The organism is Leisingera methylohalidivorans DSM 14336 (genome assembly GCF_000511355.1).
Classification (GTDB): Bacteria; Pseudomonadota; Alphaproteobacteria; order Rhodobacterales; family Rhodobacteraceae; genus Leisingera; species Leisingera methylohalidivorans.
The window spans coordinates 2,305,695-2,324,887 of the sequence record NC_023135.1 but is presented as its reverse complement, the minus strand read 5'-3'; the positions used below and the strand labels follow the sequence as shown (position 1 = coordinate 2,324,887).

Annotated in this window: 21 protein-coding genes; all 21 read left to right on the top strand. The window is 62.2% G+C overall.

The window, feature by feature from the left end:
- Positions 1-1,188, top strand: a complete 1,188-nt coding sequence (locus METH_RS11590) for an NADH-quinone oxidoreductase subunit E (RefSeq protein WP_024090664.1) — start codon at positions 1-3, stop codon at positions 1,186-1,188.
- Between the two features lie 44 nt (positions 1,189-1,232).
- Positions 1,233-1,472, top strand: coding sequence for a DUF5337 domain-containing protein (locus METH_RS11585; protein WP_024090663.1), 240 nt, complete (start codon positions 1,233-1,235; stop codon positions 1,470-1,472).
- 6 nt (positions 1,473-1,478) lie between these two features.
- Positions 1,479-2,777: an NADH-quinone oxidoreductase subunit NuoF gene (gene nuoF, locus METH_RS11580; protein ID WP_024090662.1), complete on the top strand. Its 1,299-nt coding sequence runs from the start codon at positions 1,479-1,481 to the stop codon at positions 2,775-2,777.
- 3 nt (positions 2,778-2,780) lie between these two features.
- A complete protein-coding gene (locus METH_RS11575; protein WP_024090661.1) occupies positions 2,781-3,197 on the top strand; it encodes an MAPEG family protein in 417 nt (138 codons plus the stop codon).
- Entirely contained in the window at positions 3,194-3,559 is a 366-nt protein-coding gene (locus METH_RS11570; RefSeq protein WP_024090660.1) for a hypothetical protein, read from the top strand. The genes METH_RS11575 and METH_RS11570 overlap by 4 nt, the downstream gene beginning before the upstream one ends.
- A 101-nt stretch (positions 3,560-3,660) precedes the next feature.
- Entirely contained in the window at positions 3,661-4,065 is a 405-nt protein-coding gene (locus METH_RS11565) for a DUF5333 domain-containing protein (protein ID WP_024090659.1), read from the top strand.
- Positions 4,066-4,068: 3 nt separating this feature from the next.
- A complete protein-coding gene (nuoG, locus tag METH_RS11560; protein ID WP_024090658.1) occupies positions 4,069-6,093 on the top strand; it encodes an NADH-quinone oxidoreductase subunit NuoG in 2,025 nt (674 codons plus the stop codon).
- Complete coding sequence (locus METH_RS11555) at positions 6,090-6,476, top strand: hypothetical protein (protein WP_024090657.1); 387 nt, start codon at positions 6,090-6,092, stop codon at positions 6,474-6,476. The genes nuoG and METH_RS11555 overlap by 4 nt, the downstream gene beginning before the upstream one ends.
- Before the next feature lie 6 nt (positions 6,477-6,482).
- On the top strand, positions 6,483-7,520 hold the full coding sequence (gene nuoH, locus METH_RS11550) for an NADH-quinone oxidoreductase subunit NuoH (RefSeq protein WP_024090656.1): 1,038 nt from the start codon (positions 6,483-6,485) through the stop codon (positions 7,518-7,520).
- 6 nt (positions 7,521-7,526) lie between these two features.
- A complete protein-coding gene (locus tag METH_RS22700; protein ID WP_024090655.1) occupies positions 7,527-8,300 on the top strand; it encodes a methyltransferase domain-containing protein in 774 nt (257 codons plus the stop codon).
- Entirely contained in the window at positions 8,297-8,791 is a 495-nt protein-coding gene (nuoI, locus tag METH_RS11540) for an NADH-quinone oxidoreductase subunit NuoI (protein WP_024090654.1), read from the top strand. The genes METH_RS22700 and nuoI overlap by 4 nt, the downstream gene beginning before the upstream one ends.
- Entirely contained in the window at positions 8,788-9,192 is a 405-nt protein-coding gene (locus METH_RS11535) for a carboxymuconolactone decarboxylase family protein (RefSeq protein WP_024090653.1), read from the top strand. The genes nuoI and METH_RS11535 overlap by 4 nt, the downstream gene beginning before the upstream one ends.
- On the top strand, positions 9,185-9,616 hold the full coding sequence (locus METH_RS11530) for a carboxymuconolactone decarboxylase family protein (RefSeq protein WP_024090652.1): 432 nt from the start codon (positions 9,185-9,187) through the stop codon (positions 9,614-9,616). The genes METH_RS11535 and METH_RS11530 overlap by 8 nt, the downstream gene beginning before the upstream one ends.
- Positions 9,613-10,215 (top strand): NADH-quinone oxidoreductase subunit J, encoded by a 603-nt coding sequence (locus METH_RS11525; RefSeq protein ID WP_024090651.1) that lies wholly within the window; start codon positions 9,613-9,615, stop codon positions 10,213-10,215. The genes METH_RS11530 and METH_RS11525 overlap by 4 nt, the downstream gene beginning before the upstream one ends.
- Positions 10,216-10,217: 2 nt before the next feature.
- Positions 10,218-10,523, top strand: coding sequence for an NADH-quinone oxidoreductase subunit NuoK (gene nuoK / locus METH_RS11520; protein ID WP_024090650.1), 306 nt, complete (start codon positions 10,218-10,220; stop codon positions 10,521-10,523).
- Positions 10,524-10,529: 6 nt separating this feature from the next.
- Complete coding sequence (gene nuoL / locus METH_RS11515; RefSeq protein ID WP_024090649.1) at positions 10,530-12,677, top strand: NADH-quinone oxidoreductase subunit L; 2,148 nt, start codon at positions 10,530-10,532, stop codon at positions 12,675-12,677.
- The gene (locus METH_RS11510; RefSeq protein ID WP_024090648.1) at positions 12,677-14,224 is read left to right on the top strand and encodes an NADH-quinone oxidoreductase subunit M; all 1,548 of its coding nucleotides are present in this window, start codon (positions 12,677-12,679) and stop codon (positions 14,222-14,224) included. Before nuoL ends, METH_RS11510 begins: the two co-directional genes overlap by 1 nt.
- Positions 14,225-14,239: 15 nt before the next feature.
- Positions 14,240-15,679: an NADH-quinone oxidoreductase subunit NuoN gene (gene nuoN, locus METH_RS11505; RefSeq protein WP_024090647.1), complete on the top strand. Its 1,440-nt coding sequence runs from the start codon at positions 14,240-14,242 to the stop codon at positions 15,677-15,679.
- A 68-nt stretch (positions 15,680-15,747) separates the two neighbouring features.
- Positions 15,748-16,494: a biotin--[acetyl-CoA-carboxylase] ligase gene (locus tag METH_RS11500; RefSeq protein WP_024090646.1), complete on the top strand. Its 747-nt coding sequence runs from the start codon at positions 15,748-15,750 to the stop codon at positions 16,492-16,494.
- A gap of 12 nt (positions 16,495-16,506) precedes the next feature.
- Positions 16,507-17,289 (top strand): type III pantothenate kinase, encoded by a 783-nt coding sequence (locus METH_RS11495; protein WP_024090645.1) that lies wholly within the window; start codon positions 16,507-16,509, stop codon positions 17,287-17,289.
- Complete coding sequence (locus tag METH_RS11490; RefSeq protein WP_024090644.1) at positions 17,286-18,953, top strand: ribonuclease J; 1,668 nt, start codon at positions 17,286-17,288, stop codon at positions 18,951-18,953. The genes METH_RS11495 and METH_RS11490 overlap by 4 nt, the downstream gene beginning before the upstream one ends.
- Positions 18,954-19,193 lie beyond the last annotated feature (240 nt).

Sequence of the window (19,193 nt, the reverse complement as noted above, 5' to 3'; positions counted from 1 at the left end):
ATGCTGCGCCGTCTCCACCACGAACAACCCGACAGCTTTGCCTTCACCCCGGCCAACCAGGCCTGGGCCGAGGCGCAGATCACAAAGTACCCTGAAGGCCGTCAGGCCTCGGCAGTCATTCCGCTGCTGTGGCGTGCGCAGGAGCAGGAAGGCTGGGTCACCAAGCCCGCGATCGAAACCATCGCCGACATGCTGGGCATGGCCTATATCCGGGTGCTGGAAGTCACGTCTTTCTACTTCATGTTCCAGATGCAACCGACCGGTTCCGTTGCCAATATTCAGATCTGCGGCACCACCTCCTGCATGATCTGCGGGGCCGAAGACCTGGTTGCGGTCTGCAAGGAAAAGATCGCCGCGAAACCGCATACCCTGTCGGCGGACGGCAAGTTTTCCTGGGAAGAGGTCGAGTGCCTTGGCGCCTGCACCAACGCCCCGATGGCGCAGATCGGCAAGGATTACTACGAGGATCTGACGGTTGAAAGCTTCTCCAAGCTGCTCGACGATCTGGCCGCGGGCAGGGAGGTGACGCCGGGCCCGCAGAACGGCCGTTACGCCGCTGAGCCGGAATCGGGCCTCACCTCGCTGACTGACTTCGACAGCGGCAAGACCCAGTATAATGCGAGCGTCCAGCTGGCGGTGGACAACAAGGACGGCGTCAAGCGCATTCAGGGGGATGAGGTGCCGCTGCTGACCCCATGGGTTGGCAAGGACGGCGTTGTTGCAGGCCGTGCCGCGGCGGAGGCACCGCCCAAGGCACCGGAACCCCCCAAGCCTGCCGCGAAACAGGCGGAAGAAGCTGCCAAGGCGGGTCCGAAAAAATCGGCCGTTGCTGAGCCCTCCTCTCCGGAAGGGACGGCGGCCAAAGCCGCGGCTGACAGCCAGGCCGATGAAGCCGAGCCGGAAGTCCTGAAAGAGGCCCGCGGCGGCCTGCCGGACGATCTGAAGCTGCTCAAGGGCGTTGGTCCCAAGCTGGAAGCGCAGCTTAACGACCTTGGTTTCTTCCACTTCGATCAGATTGCGGACTGGGGCGAAGCTGAGGTGGCCTGGGTGGATGCGCGGCTCAAGTTCAAGGGCCGGATCGAACGGGACGGCTGGATCGAACAGGCCAAGCGTCTGCAGGTGGGCGATGAGACCGAGTTCGCCAAACGTGCCAAAGAAGAGCACATCTACGACGACAAAGACGACTGATCGGCACGCAGCCTGCAGGGCCGCACCCGGGTGATGGGGAACAGATGAGCAAGGAACAGGACCAGGCTATCGCTGCAAAGGGCCGGCATATCGCGCTTGTGATTGCCGGGACCATTTTGCTGTGGATGGCCGTGTCGCTGTTCATCGGCCCCATGCTGGGGCTGCCGGGGCGCTATGCGCTGCTGTTCGACTTCGCTGCGCTGGCGGGCATGATCTATGCCCTGGTCAACATATTTCAACTCTGGCGCATGCGTCGGGCCAATGAAGAAGAAAACCAAAGGTAGGCACACATGCTGAAGGATCAGGACCGGATCTTTACCAACCTTTACGGGATGCACGACCGCTCGCTGGCGGGCGCCAAGGCGCGCGGCCATTGGGACGGCACCGCGGGCATCCTGGAAAAGGGCCGTGACTGGATCGTTCAGACCATGAAAGACTCCGGCCTGCGCGGCCGCGGCGGTGCGGGTTTCCCGACCGGCCTGAAGTGGTCCTTCATGCCCAAGGAAAGCGACGGCCGCCCGGCCTATCTGGTGATCAACGCGGATGAATCCGAACCCGGCACCTGCAAGGACCGGGAAATCATGCGCCACGATCCGCATACGCTGATCGAGGGCGCGCTGATCGCCAGTTTCGCGATGAATGCGCATACCTGCTATATCTATCTGCGCGGGGAATACATCCGCGAGCGGGAAGCGCTGCAGGCGGCCATCGACGAATGCTACGATCAGGGCCTGCTGGGCCGGAACGCGGCCGGCTCCGGCTGGGACTTCGATGTTTTCCTGCATCACGGGGCAGGCGCCTATATCTGCGGCGAGGAAACCGCCCTGATCGAGAGCCTGGAGGGCAAGAAGGGCATGCCCCGGATGAAACCGCCGTTCCCGGCGGGCGCGGGTCTTTACGGCTGCCCGACCACTGTGAACAACGTGGAATCCATTGCTGTCGTGCCGACCATCCTGCGCCGCGGCGCCGACTGGTTCGCGGGTTTCGGGCGTCAGAACAACGCCGGCACCAAGCTGTTTGCGATCTCCGGCCACGTCAACAACCCCTGTGTGGTGGAAGAGGCGATGTCGATTGGTTTCGAGGAGCTGATTGAAAAGCATTGCGGCGGCATCCGCGGCGGCTGGGACAACCTTCTGGCGGTCATCCCCGGCGGCTCCTCGGTGCCCTGCGTGCGCGGCGAGAACATGCGCGATGCAATCATGGATTTCGATTACCTGCGCGGCGAACTGGGCTCGGGCCTTGGCACTGCGGCGGTCATCGTGATGGACAAGCAGACCGATATCATCAAGGCGATCTGGCGGCTGGCGAAGTTCTACAAGCACGAGTCTTGCGGCCAGTGCACCCCCTGCCGCGAAGGCACCGGCTGGATGATGCGCGTCATGGACCGGCTGGTTAAGGGCGAGGCCGAGCTGGAAGAGATCGACATGCTGTGGGATGTGACCAAGCAGGTCGAGGGCCACACTATCTGCGCCCTCGGCGATGCGGCGGCCTGGCCGATCCAGGGCCTGATCAAGAATTTCCGCGAGGAAATCGAAGACCGCATCAAGGCCCAGCAGACCGGCCGCCTGGGCGCGATGGCAGCGGAGTAACCAATGGAAACCTTCTCAGCATATTCCCACGCCTTGGCCGCGCTGGTGATCTTTACCCTGATCATCATGGCGCTGTCGCCGTTTTCGGCGCTGGCCAAGCAGAAGGCAGGCCTCGCACCCGGTGCGACACCGCGGGAGGACTATGCCGAAAAGGCTTACCGTCTGAACCGGGCCTATCTGAACGGTTGCGAAACGCTGCCGGCCTTCCTGACCGTGACCATCGCCGCGATCCTCGCGGGGGCGGCGCCGTTCTGGGTGAACCTGCTTGCCTCTCTGGTGCTGGTCACGCGGGTGATCATGATCCTCATCCACCTGAGCGGCAGCGGCAAGCCGCACGGCGGCCTGCGCACAATTTTCTACGTGACCGGCTGGTCCTGTATGGGCGGCCTGGCAATTCTGACTTTGGCGGCAGTATTTTGAGCATTCTAACGACATACCGGCTGACCCTGCCGGCGGCCTGTTTGGCAGTTGCGGCGCTGGTTTCGGCCTGCGGGTCCTCAACCACCAACAAGAACCGTGAACTGTATGACGGCGTCCCCTTCAAGGCCAAGGCCAAGCCGGTGGACAAGAAGGTGAACCGCGCAGATTTCTCCATCGAAATCAAGGGCGCGGACCGCTCGGTCACAGGGGCGCGCAAGGCTGCGGCCCACGCCGGGACCACCTATTGCGTTGTGAACTATGGCTCCTCCAAAATCGATTGGGCGGTGGACCCGTCCGACCAGGATGTGCAGCTGACACTGACCGACGGTCAGGCCGCTTTCCGGGGAACCTGCACCCCGTGAGCGGATTTCCGGCATATCAGGGCTGTCCGGCCCGGCTGCTATTGAATAGCAGCGCCGCCTGCCTGCGCAGTGGGAGCTTCAAACTGAAGGAGTTCTCCACCATGCGCGCCCTGATTGCTGCTGCCCTGTCTGTCTTTACGGCCCTGCCGGTCTCGGCACTGGCCAAACCGTCGCTGCGCGATGTTGCCGAAATCGAAAACCCGCTGTTTGCGGTGGCCGTGGCCAAGGAAGTCTCGGACCACTGCGACCGCCTTGCGCCGCGTTACTTCAAGGGGCTGGGCGAGTTGCGCCGGCTCAAAGCGCGGGCGAATGAGCTGGGGTACTCGGACACGGAAATCCGCGCCTACATCGGCTCGGACGCAGAAAAGGCCCGCATGCGCGCCAAGGGCGAGCGGCTGCTGGCACAAAACGGCGTCTCCTACGAACAACCGGAAACCTTCTGCGCCTATGGCCGCGCGGAAATCGAAAAGAACAGCGCGATCGGCGTGTTACTGAGGGCGAAATAGACCATGTCTGACCTCCGCAAGATCAACATTGACGGAACCGAGATCGAGGTGGAAGGGGCGATGACCCTGATCCAGGCCTGTGAAGAGGCCGGTGTCGAGATCCCGCGCTTCTGCTATCACGAGCGCCTGTCGATCGCCGGCAACTGCCGTATGTGCCTGGTCGAGGTTGTCGGCGGCCCGCCCAAGCCCGCGGCGTCCTGCGCCATGCAGGTACGCGATCTGCGCCCCGGTCCCGAAGGCCAGGCGCCGCAAGTGAAAACCAACTCGCCGATGGTCAAGAAGGCCCGCGAAGGCGTGATGGAATTCATGCTGATCAACCACCCGCTGGATTGCCCGATCTGCGACCAGGGCGGCGAATGCGACCTGCAGGACCAGGCGATGGCCTATGGCCTGTCAGGCAGCCGCTTCAAGGAAGCCAAACGCGCGGTGGACGATCTCGACCTCGGTCCGCTGGTGGACACCACCATGACCCGCTGCATCAGCTGCACCCGCTGCGTGCGCTTCACCACTGAGGTCGCCGGCATCCACCAGATGGGTCAAACGGGGCGGGGCGAAGATGCGGAGATCACCTCCTACCTGAACCAGACGCTGCAATCGAACCTGCAGGGCAATATCATCGACCTCTGCCCGGTTGGGGCTCTGACCTCCAAGCCTTACGCCTTCACCGCCCGTCCCTGGGAACTGACCAAGACCGAAACCATCGACGTGATGGACGCGCTGGGATCGAACATCCGGGTGGATACCAAGGGCCGTGAAGTGATGCGCATTCTGCCGCGCAACCACGACGGCGTGAACGAGGAATGGATCAGCGACAAGACCCGCTTTGTCTGGGACGGGCTGCGCCGCCAGCGGCTTGACCGGCCCTATGTGCGCGTTGACGGCAAGCTGAAGCCCGCCACCTGGCCCGAGGCGCTGACTGCCGCTGCCGCTGCAATGAAAGGCAGGAAGGTTGCGGGCCTGATCGGCGATCTGGCTCCGGTCGAGGCGGCCTTTGCGCTGAAGCAGCTGGTCGAAGGACTGGGCGGCAAGGTGGAATGCCGCACCGACAATGCCCGCCTGGCGATCGGCAACCGGGCAGGCTATGCCGGCACCGCAACCATCGCGGATCTCGATGAGGCTGAGATGATCCTGCTGATCGGCACCAACCCGCGTGACGAAGCGCCGGTGCTGAACGCCCGCATCCGCAAGGCATGGGCCAATGGCGCCGAGGTTGCCCTGATCGGCCCCGCGGCCGATCTGACATACGAATATTACCACGCCGGTACCGGCCGCGAGGCCCTCAGCGACATGATCGGCAAGGGTGTCCCGGAGGAGACCCGCGACAACAAGAAGACCGTCATTATCGTGGGGCAGGGCGCCCTGCGCGAGGCGGACGGCCTGGCAGTCATGGCCGCGGCCCAGAAGATGGCGGAACTTTCCGGTTCCAAGCTGTTGGTGCTGCACACTGCCGCCTCCCGTGTGGGCGCAATGGACGTCGGTGCCGTGACCGAAGGCGGCATCGATGCTGCGATCGACGGGGCCGAGGTGATCTACAACCTCGGGGCTGATGAGGTGGAGATCGGCGCAGGTGCTTTTGTGATCTACCAGGGCAGCCACGGCGACCGCGGCGCGCACCGCGCCGACGTGATCCTGCCGGGTGCTGCCTATACCGAAGAAAACGGTCTGTTCGTGAATACAGAAGGCCGCCCGCAGCTGGCCTTGCGTGCGAGCTTTGCACCGGGCGAGGCCAAGGAAAACTGGGCGATCCTGCGCGCGCTGAGCGCTGAGGCGGACGCCAAGCTGCCTTATGACTCGCTTGCCCAGCTGCGCCAGGCTTTGGTCGAAGAAGTCCCGCATCTGGCGAAAATCGACGAAGTGGGCGGGAAGGAAGGCGAGCCGCTGGAACAGGACAAGCTCGGCAGCGCTGACTTCCTGCCGGCAATCAAGGACTTCTATCTGACCAACCCGATTGCCCGCGCTTCGCAGCTGATGGCGGAACTGTCGGCAGGCGTCAAAGCCCGCGATACCGGGGCAATGGCCGCCGAATGATCCGCCTTGCCCTCATAACACCGCTGCTGCTGGCCGCCTGCGCAATGGCGCCCGGCAGCGATGGTGCGCGGCCTGCCCCGGTGTACGACGGGGTGGAAACCAGCCTGCTGGAGGGCAATCTGGTGCAATTTCACGTCTCCATACGCGGAGCTGCCGCACAGGAAGACCTGGATAACTATGCGGAATGTGCCGCTGCGCAATACGCGCTGATCCGGGGTTACGGATTTGCGCGCCATGTGCGCACAACAATGAAACAGGCAGGGAGCAGCCGGACCGCCGATGCGGTCTATCTGATTTCCCCCGCTTTGCCGCGCGGGCTGCGCACCATCGACGCTGAAGTCGTGGTGGCCGATTGCGCGGCGAACGGAATACCCACGGTGTGAGGACCTATGGCTGAATTCTTTACAACTACGGGCGGCATCGCTGTTCTGATCCTGGCGCAAGTGCTTGCAGTTGTTGCCTTTGTGATGATCTCGCTTCTGTTCCTCGTCTACGGGGACCGCAAGATCTGGGCCGCGGTCCAGATGCGCCGGGGGCCCAATGTGGTGGGCGTCTTCGGCCTGCTGCAATCGGTGGCTGACGCGCTGAAATACGTGGTCAAGGAAGTGGTGATCCCGGCCGGTTCCGACCGCGCCGTGTTCATCCTGGCACCGCTGACATCCTTTGTGCTGGCGATGATCGCCTGGGCGGTGATCCCCTTCAACGACGGCTGGGTGCTCAGCGACATCAACGTCGCCATCCTTTACGTCTTCGCGGTCTCCTCGCTTGAGGTCTACGGCGTCATCATGGGCGGCTGGGCGTCGAACTCGAAATACCCGTTCCTGGGCTCGCTTCGCTCGGCGGCGCAGATGATCTCTTACGAAGTATCGCTGGGCCTGATCATCATCGGCATTATCATCTCCACCGGCAGCATGAACTTTGGCGACATCGTACGGGCGCAGGACGGCGACCTGGGGCTGCTGAACTGGTACTGGATCCCGCATTTCCCGATGGTGTTCCTGTTTTTCATCTCGGCGCTGGCGGAAACCAACCGCCCGCCGTTCGACCTGCCGGAAGCGGAATCGGAGCTGGTCGCGGGCTACCAGGTGGAATATTCGGCCACGCCGTTCCTGCTGTTCATGGCCGGTGAATACATTGCCATCTTCCTGATGTGCGCGCTGACCTCGCTGCTGTTCTTCGGCGGCTGGCTGTCCCCGATCCCGGGCCTGCCCGATGGCGTCCTGTGGATGGTCGGCAAGATGGCGTTCTTCTTCTTCCTCTTCGCAATGGTCAAGGCGATCACCCCGCGCTACCGCTATGACCAGCTGATGCGGCTGGGATGGAAGGTGTTCCTGCCGTTCTCGCTGGCCTGGGTGGTCTTCGTGTCCTTTGCTGCAAAATTTGACTGGTTCTGGGGCATCTTCGCCCGCTGGACCGTGGGGGGCTAAGCAGCGATGGGTGTCGATATCGAGCTCTTCGAACGGCTGGCCGACTTGTCGACCCGCTTCCAGCCGGAAGGCCGGACGCTCATGCTTGGGCGTCACTCCTTCAGGGTGGAGGATCAGATCAAGCACAAGTTTGACCAGATCCTGCGCAAGAAGGGGCTTGATCTGACCCACACAGAGCTGCTTCAAGAGGATGGCTACTGCGAGACCCTCATGCAAAAGCTGGGGTTCGGCGACATGGAGACGATGGATTTTTCGGATTATGAGGGCGCCACAATCCTTCATGACCTCAACCGCCCCGTTGCAGCCGAACTGGAAGAACAGTTCGACCTGATCTTCGACGGCGGCACCATTGAGCATGTTTTCAATGTACCGATGGCACTGGAGACCGTTTTCCGGATGCTGAAACCCGGCGGGCGGTTCATTTCCGCAAACGGCTTTAATGGCTGGCCCGCTCATGGCATTTACCAGTTCAATCCGGAACTGGTCTGGACGTTTTGGGGACGCAACTGCGGCTGCACCGTGCATGACTGCCGCGGCATCCACAAACGGCCGCGCGGCGGGGATTACCATATTGAATTCAAGGATCCCGCCGAAACCGGCAAGCGGCTGCGGCTCAAGGGCAAGATACCGAAGGGGCGCATGTACCTCTACTACGAAATCGAAAAGACCAGCGGTTCAGCGATGAAAGACCTGGTTCTGCAAAGCGATTATGAAACCAAGTGGCACAGCCACAAAAACGCCGGCGCAACCCGGCTTGATGACGAAATGGCTCCGAAATGACCCAAATCGACTATACCCGCGCCGCCAAATACTTCCTGCTGCAGGATTTCTGGGTCGGCTTCAAACTGGGGCTGAAGTATTTCTTCGCCCCCAAGGCCACCCTGAACTACCCGCATGAAAAGGGCCCGCTGTCGCCCCGCTTCCGCGGCGAACACGCCTTGCGCCGCTACCCGAACGGCGAGGAACGCTGCATTGCCTGTAAACTCTGCGAGGCGGTCTGCCCGGCGCAGGCGATCACCATCGACGCCGAACCGCGCGAGGACGGCAGCCGCCGCACCACGCGCTATGACATCGACATGACCAAATGCATCTACTGCGGCTTCTGCCAGGAAGCCTGCCCGGTGGATGCAATTGTCGAAGGCCCGAATTTCGAGTTTGCCACCGAGACCCGGGAAGAGCTGTTCTATGACAAGGACAAGCTGCTGGCAAACGGCGACCGCTGGGAAGCCGAGATTGCCCGCAACCTGGAAATCGACGCGCCGTACCGATGACCTCAGAAGCGCTTCATACCGATACCTATGCCCGCGGCAAGGCCCTGTCCGAACAGGTCAACCCCGGCATGGAAGAGGCATTGCAGGCCCGCTACGACGCGCTGGTGCCGGGGCTGTCGCGAACCATTGTGGACGTGGCTTACGGCCAGTTCTACACCCGCGGCACGGTGGATGAGAAAACCCGTCTGCTGGCCACTGTCGCGGCACTGGCAGCGCTTGGCGGCCAGACCCGGCCGCAGCTCAAGGTGAATGTCGCCAGCGCCCGCGCCGTCGGGGCCACCCGCGAGGAAATTTCAGAGATCATCTTTCAAATGGCGCTCTATGGCGGCCTGCCGTCGATGATCAACGCGCTGAACGCCGCGATTGAGGTGTTCGAAGCAGAGGAGGCCGCCGATGGCTGATCCCAAGAACCCGTTTGAAGCCATGATGGAACAGATGCAGACCCAGGCGCAGGAGATGGCCAAGGCCTTCAATCCGGCGCTGGAGAATTTCTCGCCTTCCGAGGCGTTCAAGGAGTTCGAGGCGCTGTGGCCCACCATGCCCAAAGAAGTCATGGAAATGATGTTCGGCAACACCGTCAACAAGGACGGGCTGGATGCCAAGACCCGGCTGCTGCTGACCCTGGCCGGGCTCACGATGCAAGGCGCGCAGGCGGATTCAGCCGTGCGCCAGACCGTGCGCCACGCCCTGGCGGCGGGGGCAAAGAAACAAGAGATCGTGGAAACGATCGGACAGATGTCGGTCTTTGCCGGCATTCCGGCCATGAACCGGGCGCTGGATCTGGCGCAAGGAGTCATGGACGACAACAAGGACGATGAGACATGAGCGTTTTTGCCTTCTACCTCTTCGCCGTCAGCGCTATCACCGGCGGGCTGTTCACCGTGATCAGCCGCCAGCCGGTGCATTCGGTGCTGTGGCTGATCCTGGCCTTTATCTCCTCGGCCGGGCTGTTTGTGCTCTTGGGGGCGGAATTTGTCGCCATGCTGCTGATCATCGTCTACGTGGGGGCCGTTGCGGTGCTGTTCCTGTTTGTGGTGATGATGCTGGATGTGGACTTTGCCGCGCTCAAGGCCGAGATGGCGCGGTACCTGCCGCTGGCGCTGCTGATCGGCCTGGTGATCCTGATGCAGTTCGTGATGGCCTTCGGCGTCTGGGAAACCGCCCATAAGGCGCCTGAGCTGCTGGCCAATCCGGTGCCTGCCGACCGCCACAACACCGAGGCCCTGGGCCTCATCATCTATGACCAATATTTTCTTTTGTTCCAGCTGTCAGGCCTGATCCTGCTGGTGGCGATGATCGGTGCCATTGTGCTGACCCTGCGCCACCGCACCGACGTCAAGCGCCAGAACGTGGTCGCCCAGATGATGCGCGACCCGGCCGTTGCGATGGAGCTGAAGGACGTGAAACCGGGGCAGGGGCTTTGAGCATGATCGGACTTGAACATTATCTGACCGTCGCGGCGACGCTGTTCGTCATCGGCATCTTCGGGCTCTTCCTGAACCGCAAGAACGTGATCATCCTCCTGATGAGCATCGAACTGATGCTGCTGGCGGTGAACATCAACCTGGTCGCCTTCTCGTCCTTCCTGGGCGATCTGGTGGGGCAGGTCTTTACCCTGTTCGTGCTGACCGTGGCCGCCGCCGAGGCCGCCATCGGCCTGGCGATCCTGGTCTGCTTCTTCCGCAACCGCGGCAGTATCGCCGTCGAAGACGTCAACGTGATGAAGGGCTGAAGAATCATGGAAACCATCCTCCTCTTTGCCCCGCTGGCGGGGGCCATCATCTGCGGCTTCGGCTGGAAATTCATCGGCGAAAAAGCCGCCACAGTGACCGCCACGGCGCTGCTGTTCCTGGCGGCCCTGCTCAGCTGGATCATCTTCCTGTCGTTCAACGGAGAGACCCAGAACATCGAGATCTTCCGCTGGATCGAAAGCGGTTCGCTGTCGACCTCCTGGGCAATCCGGCTGGACCGGCTGACCGCGATCATGCTGATCGTGATCACCACGGTGTCCAGCCTCGTGCACCTCTACTCCTTCGGCTACATGGACCATGACCCGCAGTGGAAAGAGGGCGAAAGCTACAAGCCGCGCTTCTTTGCGTATCTGTCGTTCTTCACCTTCGCGATGCTGATGCTGGTGACCTCTGACAACCTGGTGCAGATGTTCTTTGGCTGGGAAGGCGTCGGCGTGGCTTCTTATCTGCTGATCGGCTTCTACTACCGCAAGCCAAGCGCCAATGCGGCGGCGATGAAGGCCTTTATCGTCAACCGGGTCGGCGACTTCGGCTTTGCGCTGGGGATCTTCGGGCTGTTCTTCCTGACCGACAGCATCAACCTGGCGGACATTTTTGATAAGGCACCGGAACTGGCGGAAACCCAGGTTTCCTTCCTGTGGAGCGAATGGAATGCGGCCAACCTGATTGCCTTCCTGCTGTTTGTCGGTGCGATGGGCAAATCGGCGCAGCTGCTGCTGCACACCTGGCTGCCGGACGCAATGGAAGGCCCGACCCCGGTGTCGGCGCTGATCCATGCCGCAACCATGGTGACCGCGGGTGTGTTCCTGGTTTGCCGGATGTCGCCGCTGATGGAGTTTGCGCCCGAGGCCACGGCCTTCATCACCGTGATCGGCGCCGCGACTGCATTCTTTGCGGCAACCGTGGGCCTGGTGCAAAACGACATCAAGCGGGTGATCGCCTATTCGACCTGTTCGCAGCTGGGCTACATGTTCGTGGCGGCTGGCGTCGGCATGTATTCGGCGGCGATGTTCCACCTGTTCACCCACGCCTTCTTCAAGGCGATGCTGTTCCTGGGTGCCGGCTCGGTGATCCACGCGATGCACCACGAACAGGACATGCGGAACTATGGCGCCCTGCGCAAGAAGATCCCCTATACCTTTGCGGCGATGATGATCGGCACCCTGGCCATCACCGGCGTCGGCATTCCGCTGAGCGGCTGGGTGGGCTTTGCCGGCTTTGTCTCCAAGGACGCCATCATCGAAAGCGCCTATGCCGGCGGCTCGATGTTCGGCTTCTGGGCGCTGGTGATCGCGGCCTTCATGACCTCGTTCTATTCCTGGCGCCTGATGTTCATGACGTTCTACGGCGAGGCACGCGGCGACAAGCACACCCACGACCATGCGCATGAAAGCCCCTGGACCATGCTGGTGCCGCTGGGCGTGCTGGCCGTGGGGTCAATCACCGCAGGCATGATCTGGTACGGCAGTTTCTTCGGCCACGCCGATCAGGTCGGCAAGTTCTATGGCATCCCGGTGGCGGAAGCCTCTGCTGCGGCACATGGCGACGCCGCCGGTCACGGCGCGGAAGCTGCGCTGGGTGACGACGCTGCACACGGTGAAGCCGCGGCACACGGTGATGAGGCAGCCCACGGCGAAGCCGCGGCAGACGGCGGGCACCACTATGTGTTCGCCGGCCAGCCGGGCGAGGGCGGGATCTACATCGGCAAGGACAACCACATCCTGGAAGATGCCCATGCGGCGCCGAAATGGGTGAAACTGTCCCCCTTCATCGCGATGCTGGGCGGTCTGGTGCTGGCGCTGTGGTTCTACATCTGGAGCCCGTCTCTGCCGAGCCGTCTGGCCGCGCAGCAGCGCCCGATGTACCTGTTTCTCCTGAACAAGTGGTACTTTGACGAGATCTACGATGTGATCTTCGTCAAGCCGGCGCTGGCCATTGGCCGATTCTTGTGGAAACGCGGCGACGGGGGCACCATCGACGGCTTCCTGAACGGCCTGGCGATGGGGGTTGTTCCCTTCTTCACCCGTCTCGCTGGACGCGCGCAGTCCGGTTACATCTTCACTTATGCCTTCTGGATGGTGCTGGGCATTGCGGCTCTGGTCACCTGGATGTCGATCGGCGGAGGAACGCACTGATGGACAATCTCCTTTCTATTGTCACCTTCATCCCGGCGCTTGCGGCGGCCATCCTGGCCCTGTTCCTGCGCGGCGAGGATAAGGCGGCGCAGCGCAACGCCAAGTATGTTGCGCTGTTTGCCACAACGATCACCTTCCTGGTGAGCCTTGGCATCTATTTCGAGTTCGACCCCGCCAACACCGGCTTCCAGTTTGTGGAAGAAGCCGCGTGGATTTTCGGGTTCAAATACAAGATGGGGGTCGACGGCATCTCGGTTCTGTTTGTGATGCTGACCACCTTCATCATGCCGCTGACCATTCTGGCCAGCTGGAGCGTCACCGACCGGGTCAAGGAATACATGATCGCTTTCCTGCTCTTGGAGACCCTGATGCTGGGCGTCTTCATGGCGCTGGATCTGGTGCTGTTCTACCTGTTCTTCGAGGCGGGCCTCATTCCGATGTTCCTGATCATCGGGATCTGGGGCGGCAAGGAGCGGATCTACGCCTCCTTCAAGTTCTTCCTCTACACCTTTTTCGGCTCGGTGCTGATGCTGGTGGCGATGGTCTTCATGTATGTGGATGCCGGCACCACCGATATCGAATCCCTGCTGACTCACAGCTTCTCGGCGGCGTCCTTTGACGTGCTGGGCATCCACATTGTGGGCGGCGCCCAGACGCTGATGTTCCTGGCCTTCTTTGCCTCCTTCGCGGTGAAGATGCCGATGTGGCCGGTGCACACCTGGCTTCCAGATGCGCATGTGCAGGCGCCGACTGCCGGTTCTGTGGTGCTGGCGGCGATCCTGCTGAAAATGGGCGGCTACGGCTTTTTGCGGTTTTCCTTGCCGATGTTCCCGGTCGGCGCGGATGTGATGACCGATGTGGTCCTGTGGATGTCGGCCATTGCGGTTGTCTACACTTCGCTGGTGGCGATGGTTCAGGAAGACATGAAAAAGCTGATCGCCTATTCCTCGGTCGCGCACATGGGCTTTGTCACCATGGGCATCTTTGCCGCCAACCAGCAGGGTGTCGACGGGGCCATCTTCCAGATGCTGAGCCACGGCTTCATCTCCGCCGCGCTCTTCCTTTGCGTCGGGGTGATCTATGACAGGATGCACACCCGCGACATCGACGCCTATGGCGGTCTGGTGATCCGGATGCCCGCATACGCTCTGGTGTTCATGTTCTTCACCATGGGCAACGTCGGCCTGCCGGGCACTTCAGGTTTTGTCGGTGAATTCCTGACCCTGATGGGCGCCTTCCAGAAAAACACCTGGGTGACGGCAGTGGCAGCAACCGGCGTGATCTTCTCGGCCGGCTATGCGCTGTGGCTCTACCGCCGGGTGGTATTCGGCGATCTGATCAAGGGCAGCCTGGCCGGCATCCGCGACATGTCCGCCCGCGAACGCTTTGTCTTTGCGCCGCTGGTTGTCATGACCCTGCTGCTGGGGGTCTATCCGTCCCTGGTGACCGACATCATCGCGCCCTCGACCGAGGCGCTGATTGCAAACTTCAACCAGTCTCTGGCAGCGGCCGACACCTCGGCAGCCATCCAGATTGCTTCGCATTAAGGGAGCATGAGGCAGATGATCCAAGCTGATCTTACTGTAATCCTGCCAGAGATCGTTCTGGCACTCTACGCGATGGGGGCGCTTTTGGGCGCCGTCTACACCAGCAAGGACAAGCTGGCCTCCCCGATGGTTTGGACCACCGCGGCGCTGCTGGCGGCGGTGGCCTTCTGGATCGCGGCCAGCCCGGCCACCACCCAGACCGCTTTCAACGGCATGTTCATCAACGACGGCTTTGCCCGCTTTGCCAAAGTGGCGCTGCTGCTGGGTGCGGCTGCGGTGCTGCTGATCGGCCAGGACTATATGGCGCGCCGCGGCATGCTGCGCTTCGAATACCCGATCCTGGTTGCGCTCAGCGCCGTGGGTATGATGATGATGGTCTCCGCCGGCGACCTGATGTCTCTGTACATGGGGCTGGAGCTGCAGTCTCTGTCGCTCTATGTCGTGGCCGCCATGCGCCGCGACAGCGTCAAGTCGACCGAAGCGGGCCTCAAGTACTTTGTGCTGGGCGCCTTGTCCTCGGGCCTGCTGCTGTACGGTGCCTCGCTGGTTTACGGCTTTGCCGGCACCACTCAGTTCGCGGGTATCATCCAAGTCGCCGAGCAGGGCCATATGTCGCTCGGCATGCTGTTCGGGCTCGTCTTCATGATCTCGGGGCTTGCCTTCAAGGTCTCCGCGGTGCCTTTCCACATGTGGACCCCGGACGTCTATGAGGGCGCGCCGACCCCGGTCACCGCCTTCTTTGCCACCGCGCCCAAGGTTGCGGCGATGGGCTTGTTTGCCCGCGTCCTGCATGATGCCTTTGGCGGTGCCATCTCCGACTGGCAGCAGATCATCGTGGTGCTGTCGGTGCTGTCGATGTTCCTCGGCGCCATTGCCGCCATCGGCCAGCGCGACATCAAGCGCCTGATGGCTTTCTCGTCGATCGCCCATATGGGCTATGCGATGATTGGCCTGGCAGCGGGCACCGAACAGGGCGTCACTGCGATGCTGGTGTATCTGGCGATCTACGTCACCATGAACATCGGTACTTTCTCCTTCATTCTGATGCTGGAAAAAGACGGCAAGCCTGTGACCGATATCATGGCGCTGAATCAGTTCGCCGCACGCGAGCCGGGCAAGGCGCTGGCGGTGCTTGTGCTGATGTTCTCGCTGGCCGGGGTGCCGCCGATGCTGGGCTTCTTTGCCAAGCTGGGCGTTTGGCAGGCGGGTGTCGACGCCGGCCTGATGGGGCTGGTCATTGCCTCCGCTGTCGCTTCGGTGATCGGTGCGTTCTACTACATCCGCATCGTCTTCTACATGTACTTCGGCACGGGCGAGGACGACGTCGAGGCGCAGGGATCACCGATCCTGGGCGTGGCGCTGATGGCCTCTGCCGCGCTGATGCTGGTAGGCGTGGTTTACCAGTTCGGCATCGACGGCGCGGCAGCTGCTGCCGCAGCAACCCTTGTAAATTGATCTGCTTTTCAGGCAGGCTGACAAGGCCCGGTCTTGTGACCGGGCCTTTCCGCATTTAAGGAGCGCGTATGAGCTGGCCAGCAGGATATGGAAAACGGGTGCTTGCCGAGGTTGACAGCACCCTGAACGAGGCCGCCCGCATTGCCGGGCAACTGGCAGGCCCCGAGTGGATTCTGGCGCTGCGGCAAACCCAAGGACGGGGACGCCGCGGCCGTGACTGGAAAGACCCCAAGGGTAATTTCGCCGCCACCCTGGTAATGCGGCCCCAAGGCGCTCCGGATCAGGCAGCGCTGCGCAGCTTCGTGGCGGCGCTGGCCGTCTATGACGCTTGTGTCGCGGTCACCGGACGCAGCGAAGGGCTGTCGCTGAAATGGCCCAATGACGTGCTGCTGAAGGGCGGCAAGCTGGCAGGCATTCTGCTGGAAAGCGCCGGCAACGGGCAGGGGGTCAACCACCTGTATGTCGGCATTGGCGTCAACCTGGTGGAAACCCCGATGAAGGAATGGCTGGAACCTGGTGCCGTCTGGCCAGTGTCGCTGCTGTCGGAAACCGGCGTTCAGGTCTCGCCGGAAGAGTTTCTGGAGGCGCTGGCAGAGGCCTTTGCCCGCTATGAGCAGCAGTTCACCACCTATGGGTTCGAGCCGATCCGCACCGCCTGGCTGGAGCGCGCGGCGAAACTGGGCGAGGTGATCACCGCCCGCACCGCCAGTTCCGAGACCGACGGCACCTTTGAAACGGTGGACGCCAGCGGCAACCTTGTCCTAAACACTGCCAAGGGCCGCGTGAGCATTCCCGCGGCCGACATCTATTTCTAGGAAGGGGCAGCGATGCTTCTGGCAGTTGATTGCGGCAATACCAACACGGTGTTTTCGATCTATGACGGCGAAGAGTTCATCGCCATGTGGCGCACGGCCACCGATTGGAAACGCACGGCGGATCAATATTACGTCTGGCTGAACACGCTGATGCGGCTGCAGGGGATCGAGGCGGATATCACCGACATGATCATCTCCTCCACCGTGCCGCGGGTGGTGTTCAATCTGCGTGTGCTCGCCGACCGCTATTTCAACACACGTCCCTTGGTGGTGGGAAAGCCCGGCTGCCTGCTGCCTGTCGCGGTGCGGGTGGACGAAGGCACCGCTGTCGGGCCTGACCGGCTGGTCAATACGGTGTCCGGCTTTGACCTTTATGGCGGCAATCTGATCGTGGTGGATTTCGGCACCGCAACAACATTCGATGTGGTGGCCGAGGATGGCGCCTATGTCGGCGGGGTGATTGCGCCTGGCGTGAACCTGAGCCTGGAGGCCCTGCACCAGGCTGCCGCCGCCCTGCCGCATGTGGACATCACCAAACCTGAAAATGTCATCGGCACCAATACCGTCGCCTGTATGCAGTCCGGCGTGTTCTGGGGCTATGTCGGCCTCGTCCGCGAGATCTGCACCCAAATCAAGGCGGAACGCGGCGTGGCGATGAAAGTAATCTCGACAGGCGGGCTGGCGCCTTTGTTCCAGCAATCTGCTGATCTGTTCGACGCATTCGAGGATGACCTCACCATGCATGGCCTGCAGATCATTCATAAATACAACAAGGAAAATGGTACTGACGCATGAGCAGTGAAAGATTGATCTATCTGCCCCTCGGCGGGGCGGGTGAAATTGGCATGAATGCCTATGTCTATGGCTACGGGCCAAAGGATAAGGAACGTCTGATCCTGGTCGACCTGGGCGTGACATTCCCGGATATGGACACCACCCCCGGCGTTGATCTGATCATGCCGGACATGACCTGGCTGAAAGAGCGGGTTGACCGGCTGGAGGGGATTTTCGTCACCCACGGGCACGAGGACCACATCGGCGCCATCGCGCATATGTATTCCAGCCTGAACGTGCCGGTCTACGCCCGCGCCTTCACCGCCAATCTGGCGCGGCGCAAGATGGAGGAAGCGGGCCACGATCCGGCAGCGGTGCAGATCGTGCAGGCCTGGCCGGAAACCACCAAACTCGGCCCGTTCACCATTGGCGTTGCACCGATGAGCCACTCGATCCCCGAAAGCGGCGCGCTGGTGATCGACAGCCCGGCAGGGCGGGTGGTGCATACCGGCGATTTCAAGCTGGACTCCAACCCGCTGGTCGGTGAACCCTTCGACCCGGAGATGTGGGCGGAGATCGCCAAAGACGGCATCCAGGCGCTGGTCTGCGATTCCACCAATGTGTTCTCCACCCATCCGGGCCGTTCGGAATCTGAGCTTCCGGATGAGATCACCCGGCTGATCTCCGAGGCCAAGGGCCTGGTGGCCGCGACCACCTTTGCCTCCAACGTGGCCCGGGTGAAAACCCTGGCCGAGGCCGGCGTCCGGGCCGGGCGGTCCATTGTGCTGCTGGGCCGGGCGATGCGCCGGATGATCGAGGCTGCGACGGAAACCGGCGTGCTGCAGGACTTCCCCAAGGTGATCAGCCCGGAGGACGCAAACAATGTGCCGCGCGACAACCTGATGCTGATCACAACCGGCAGCCAGGGCGAACGCCGTGCCGCCTCCGCGCAGCTGGCGCGCGGCAAATACCGCGGCCTGGAGCTGAAGCAGGGCGACACCTTCCTGTTCTCCTCCAAGACCATCCCGGGCAACGAGAGGGGCGTGATCCGCGTTATCAACCAGTTCTCGGAAATGGGCGTTGATGTTGTTGACGACAGTTCCGGCCTTTACCATGTGTCGGGGCATGCCAATGGGCCGGATCTGGAAGCCATGCATACCCTGCTGAAGCCCAGAATGCTGGTGCCGATGCACGGCGAGCACCGCCACCTGCGCCAGCACGCCCGTCTGGGCGAGGCAAAGGGCATTGCCAGTGCGGTTGTGGTCAACGGCATGATGATGGACCTGACCGGCGACGCGCCCAAACCCGCCGGCTATGTTGATACCGGCCGCACCTATCTGGACGGTTCTGTCAAATACGGCGCAATGGACGGTGTTGTCCGCGACCGTATCCGCATGGCGCTGAACGGCCATGTGGTGGTGACGGTGCTGCTGGATGAGGAAGACGAGCCGCTGGGCGAGCCCTGGTGCGACGTCAAGGGCCTGCCTGAGACCGGCAGTTCCAACGCCGCTCTGGTCGAGGTGATGGAAGAGGATCTGAACCAGTTCCTGATGCGTGCCGGTGCCAAGACGCTGCGCGACGACGACAAGCTGGAACAGGAACTGCGCCGCATTGCCCGCCAAAGCGCCCATAGCGAGATCGGCAAAAAACCCGAAGTGACGGTGGTGGTCAGCCGCATGCGCTGAGGCGCAATCCAAATAGCGCGACGCGGTTTGCAGCGCAAATTGCGCGCTCGGAAAATCCGGGCCGGGCGGGTCTCCCGCCCGGCCCACGCCGCATCATCGATGCAGCAGGCCCCGTTGGGCCAGGCGCCGCGGACCCCTGGGGGGGGCCGCGGCGCTGCCGCAGAACAGCAGCGGCAGAATCAATAACGCCGCGGCCTTCTCAGGCACGCGGCGTTTTTAATCCGGTTGCTGCTCCGGCGG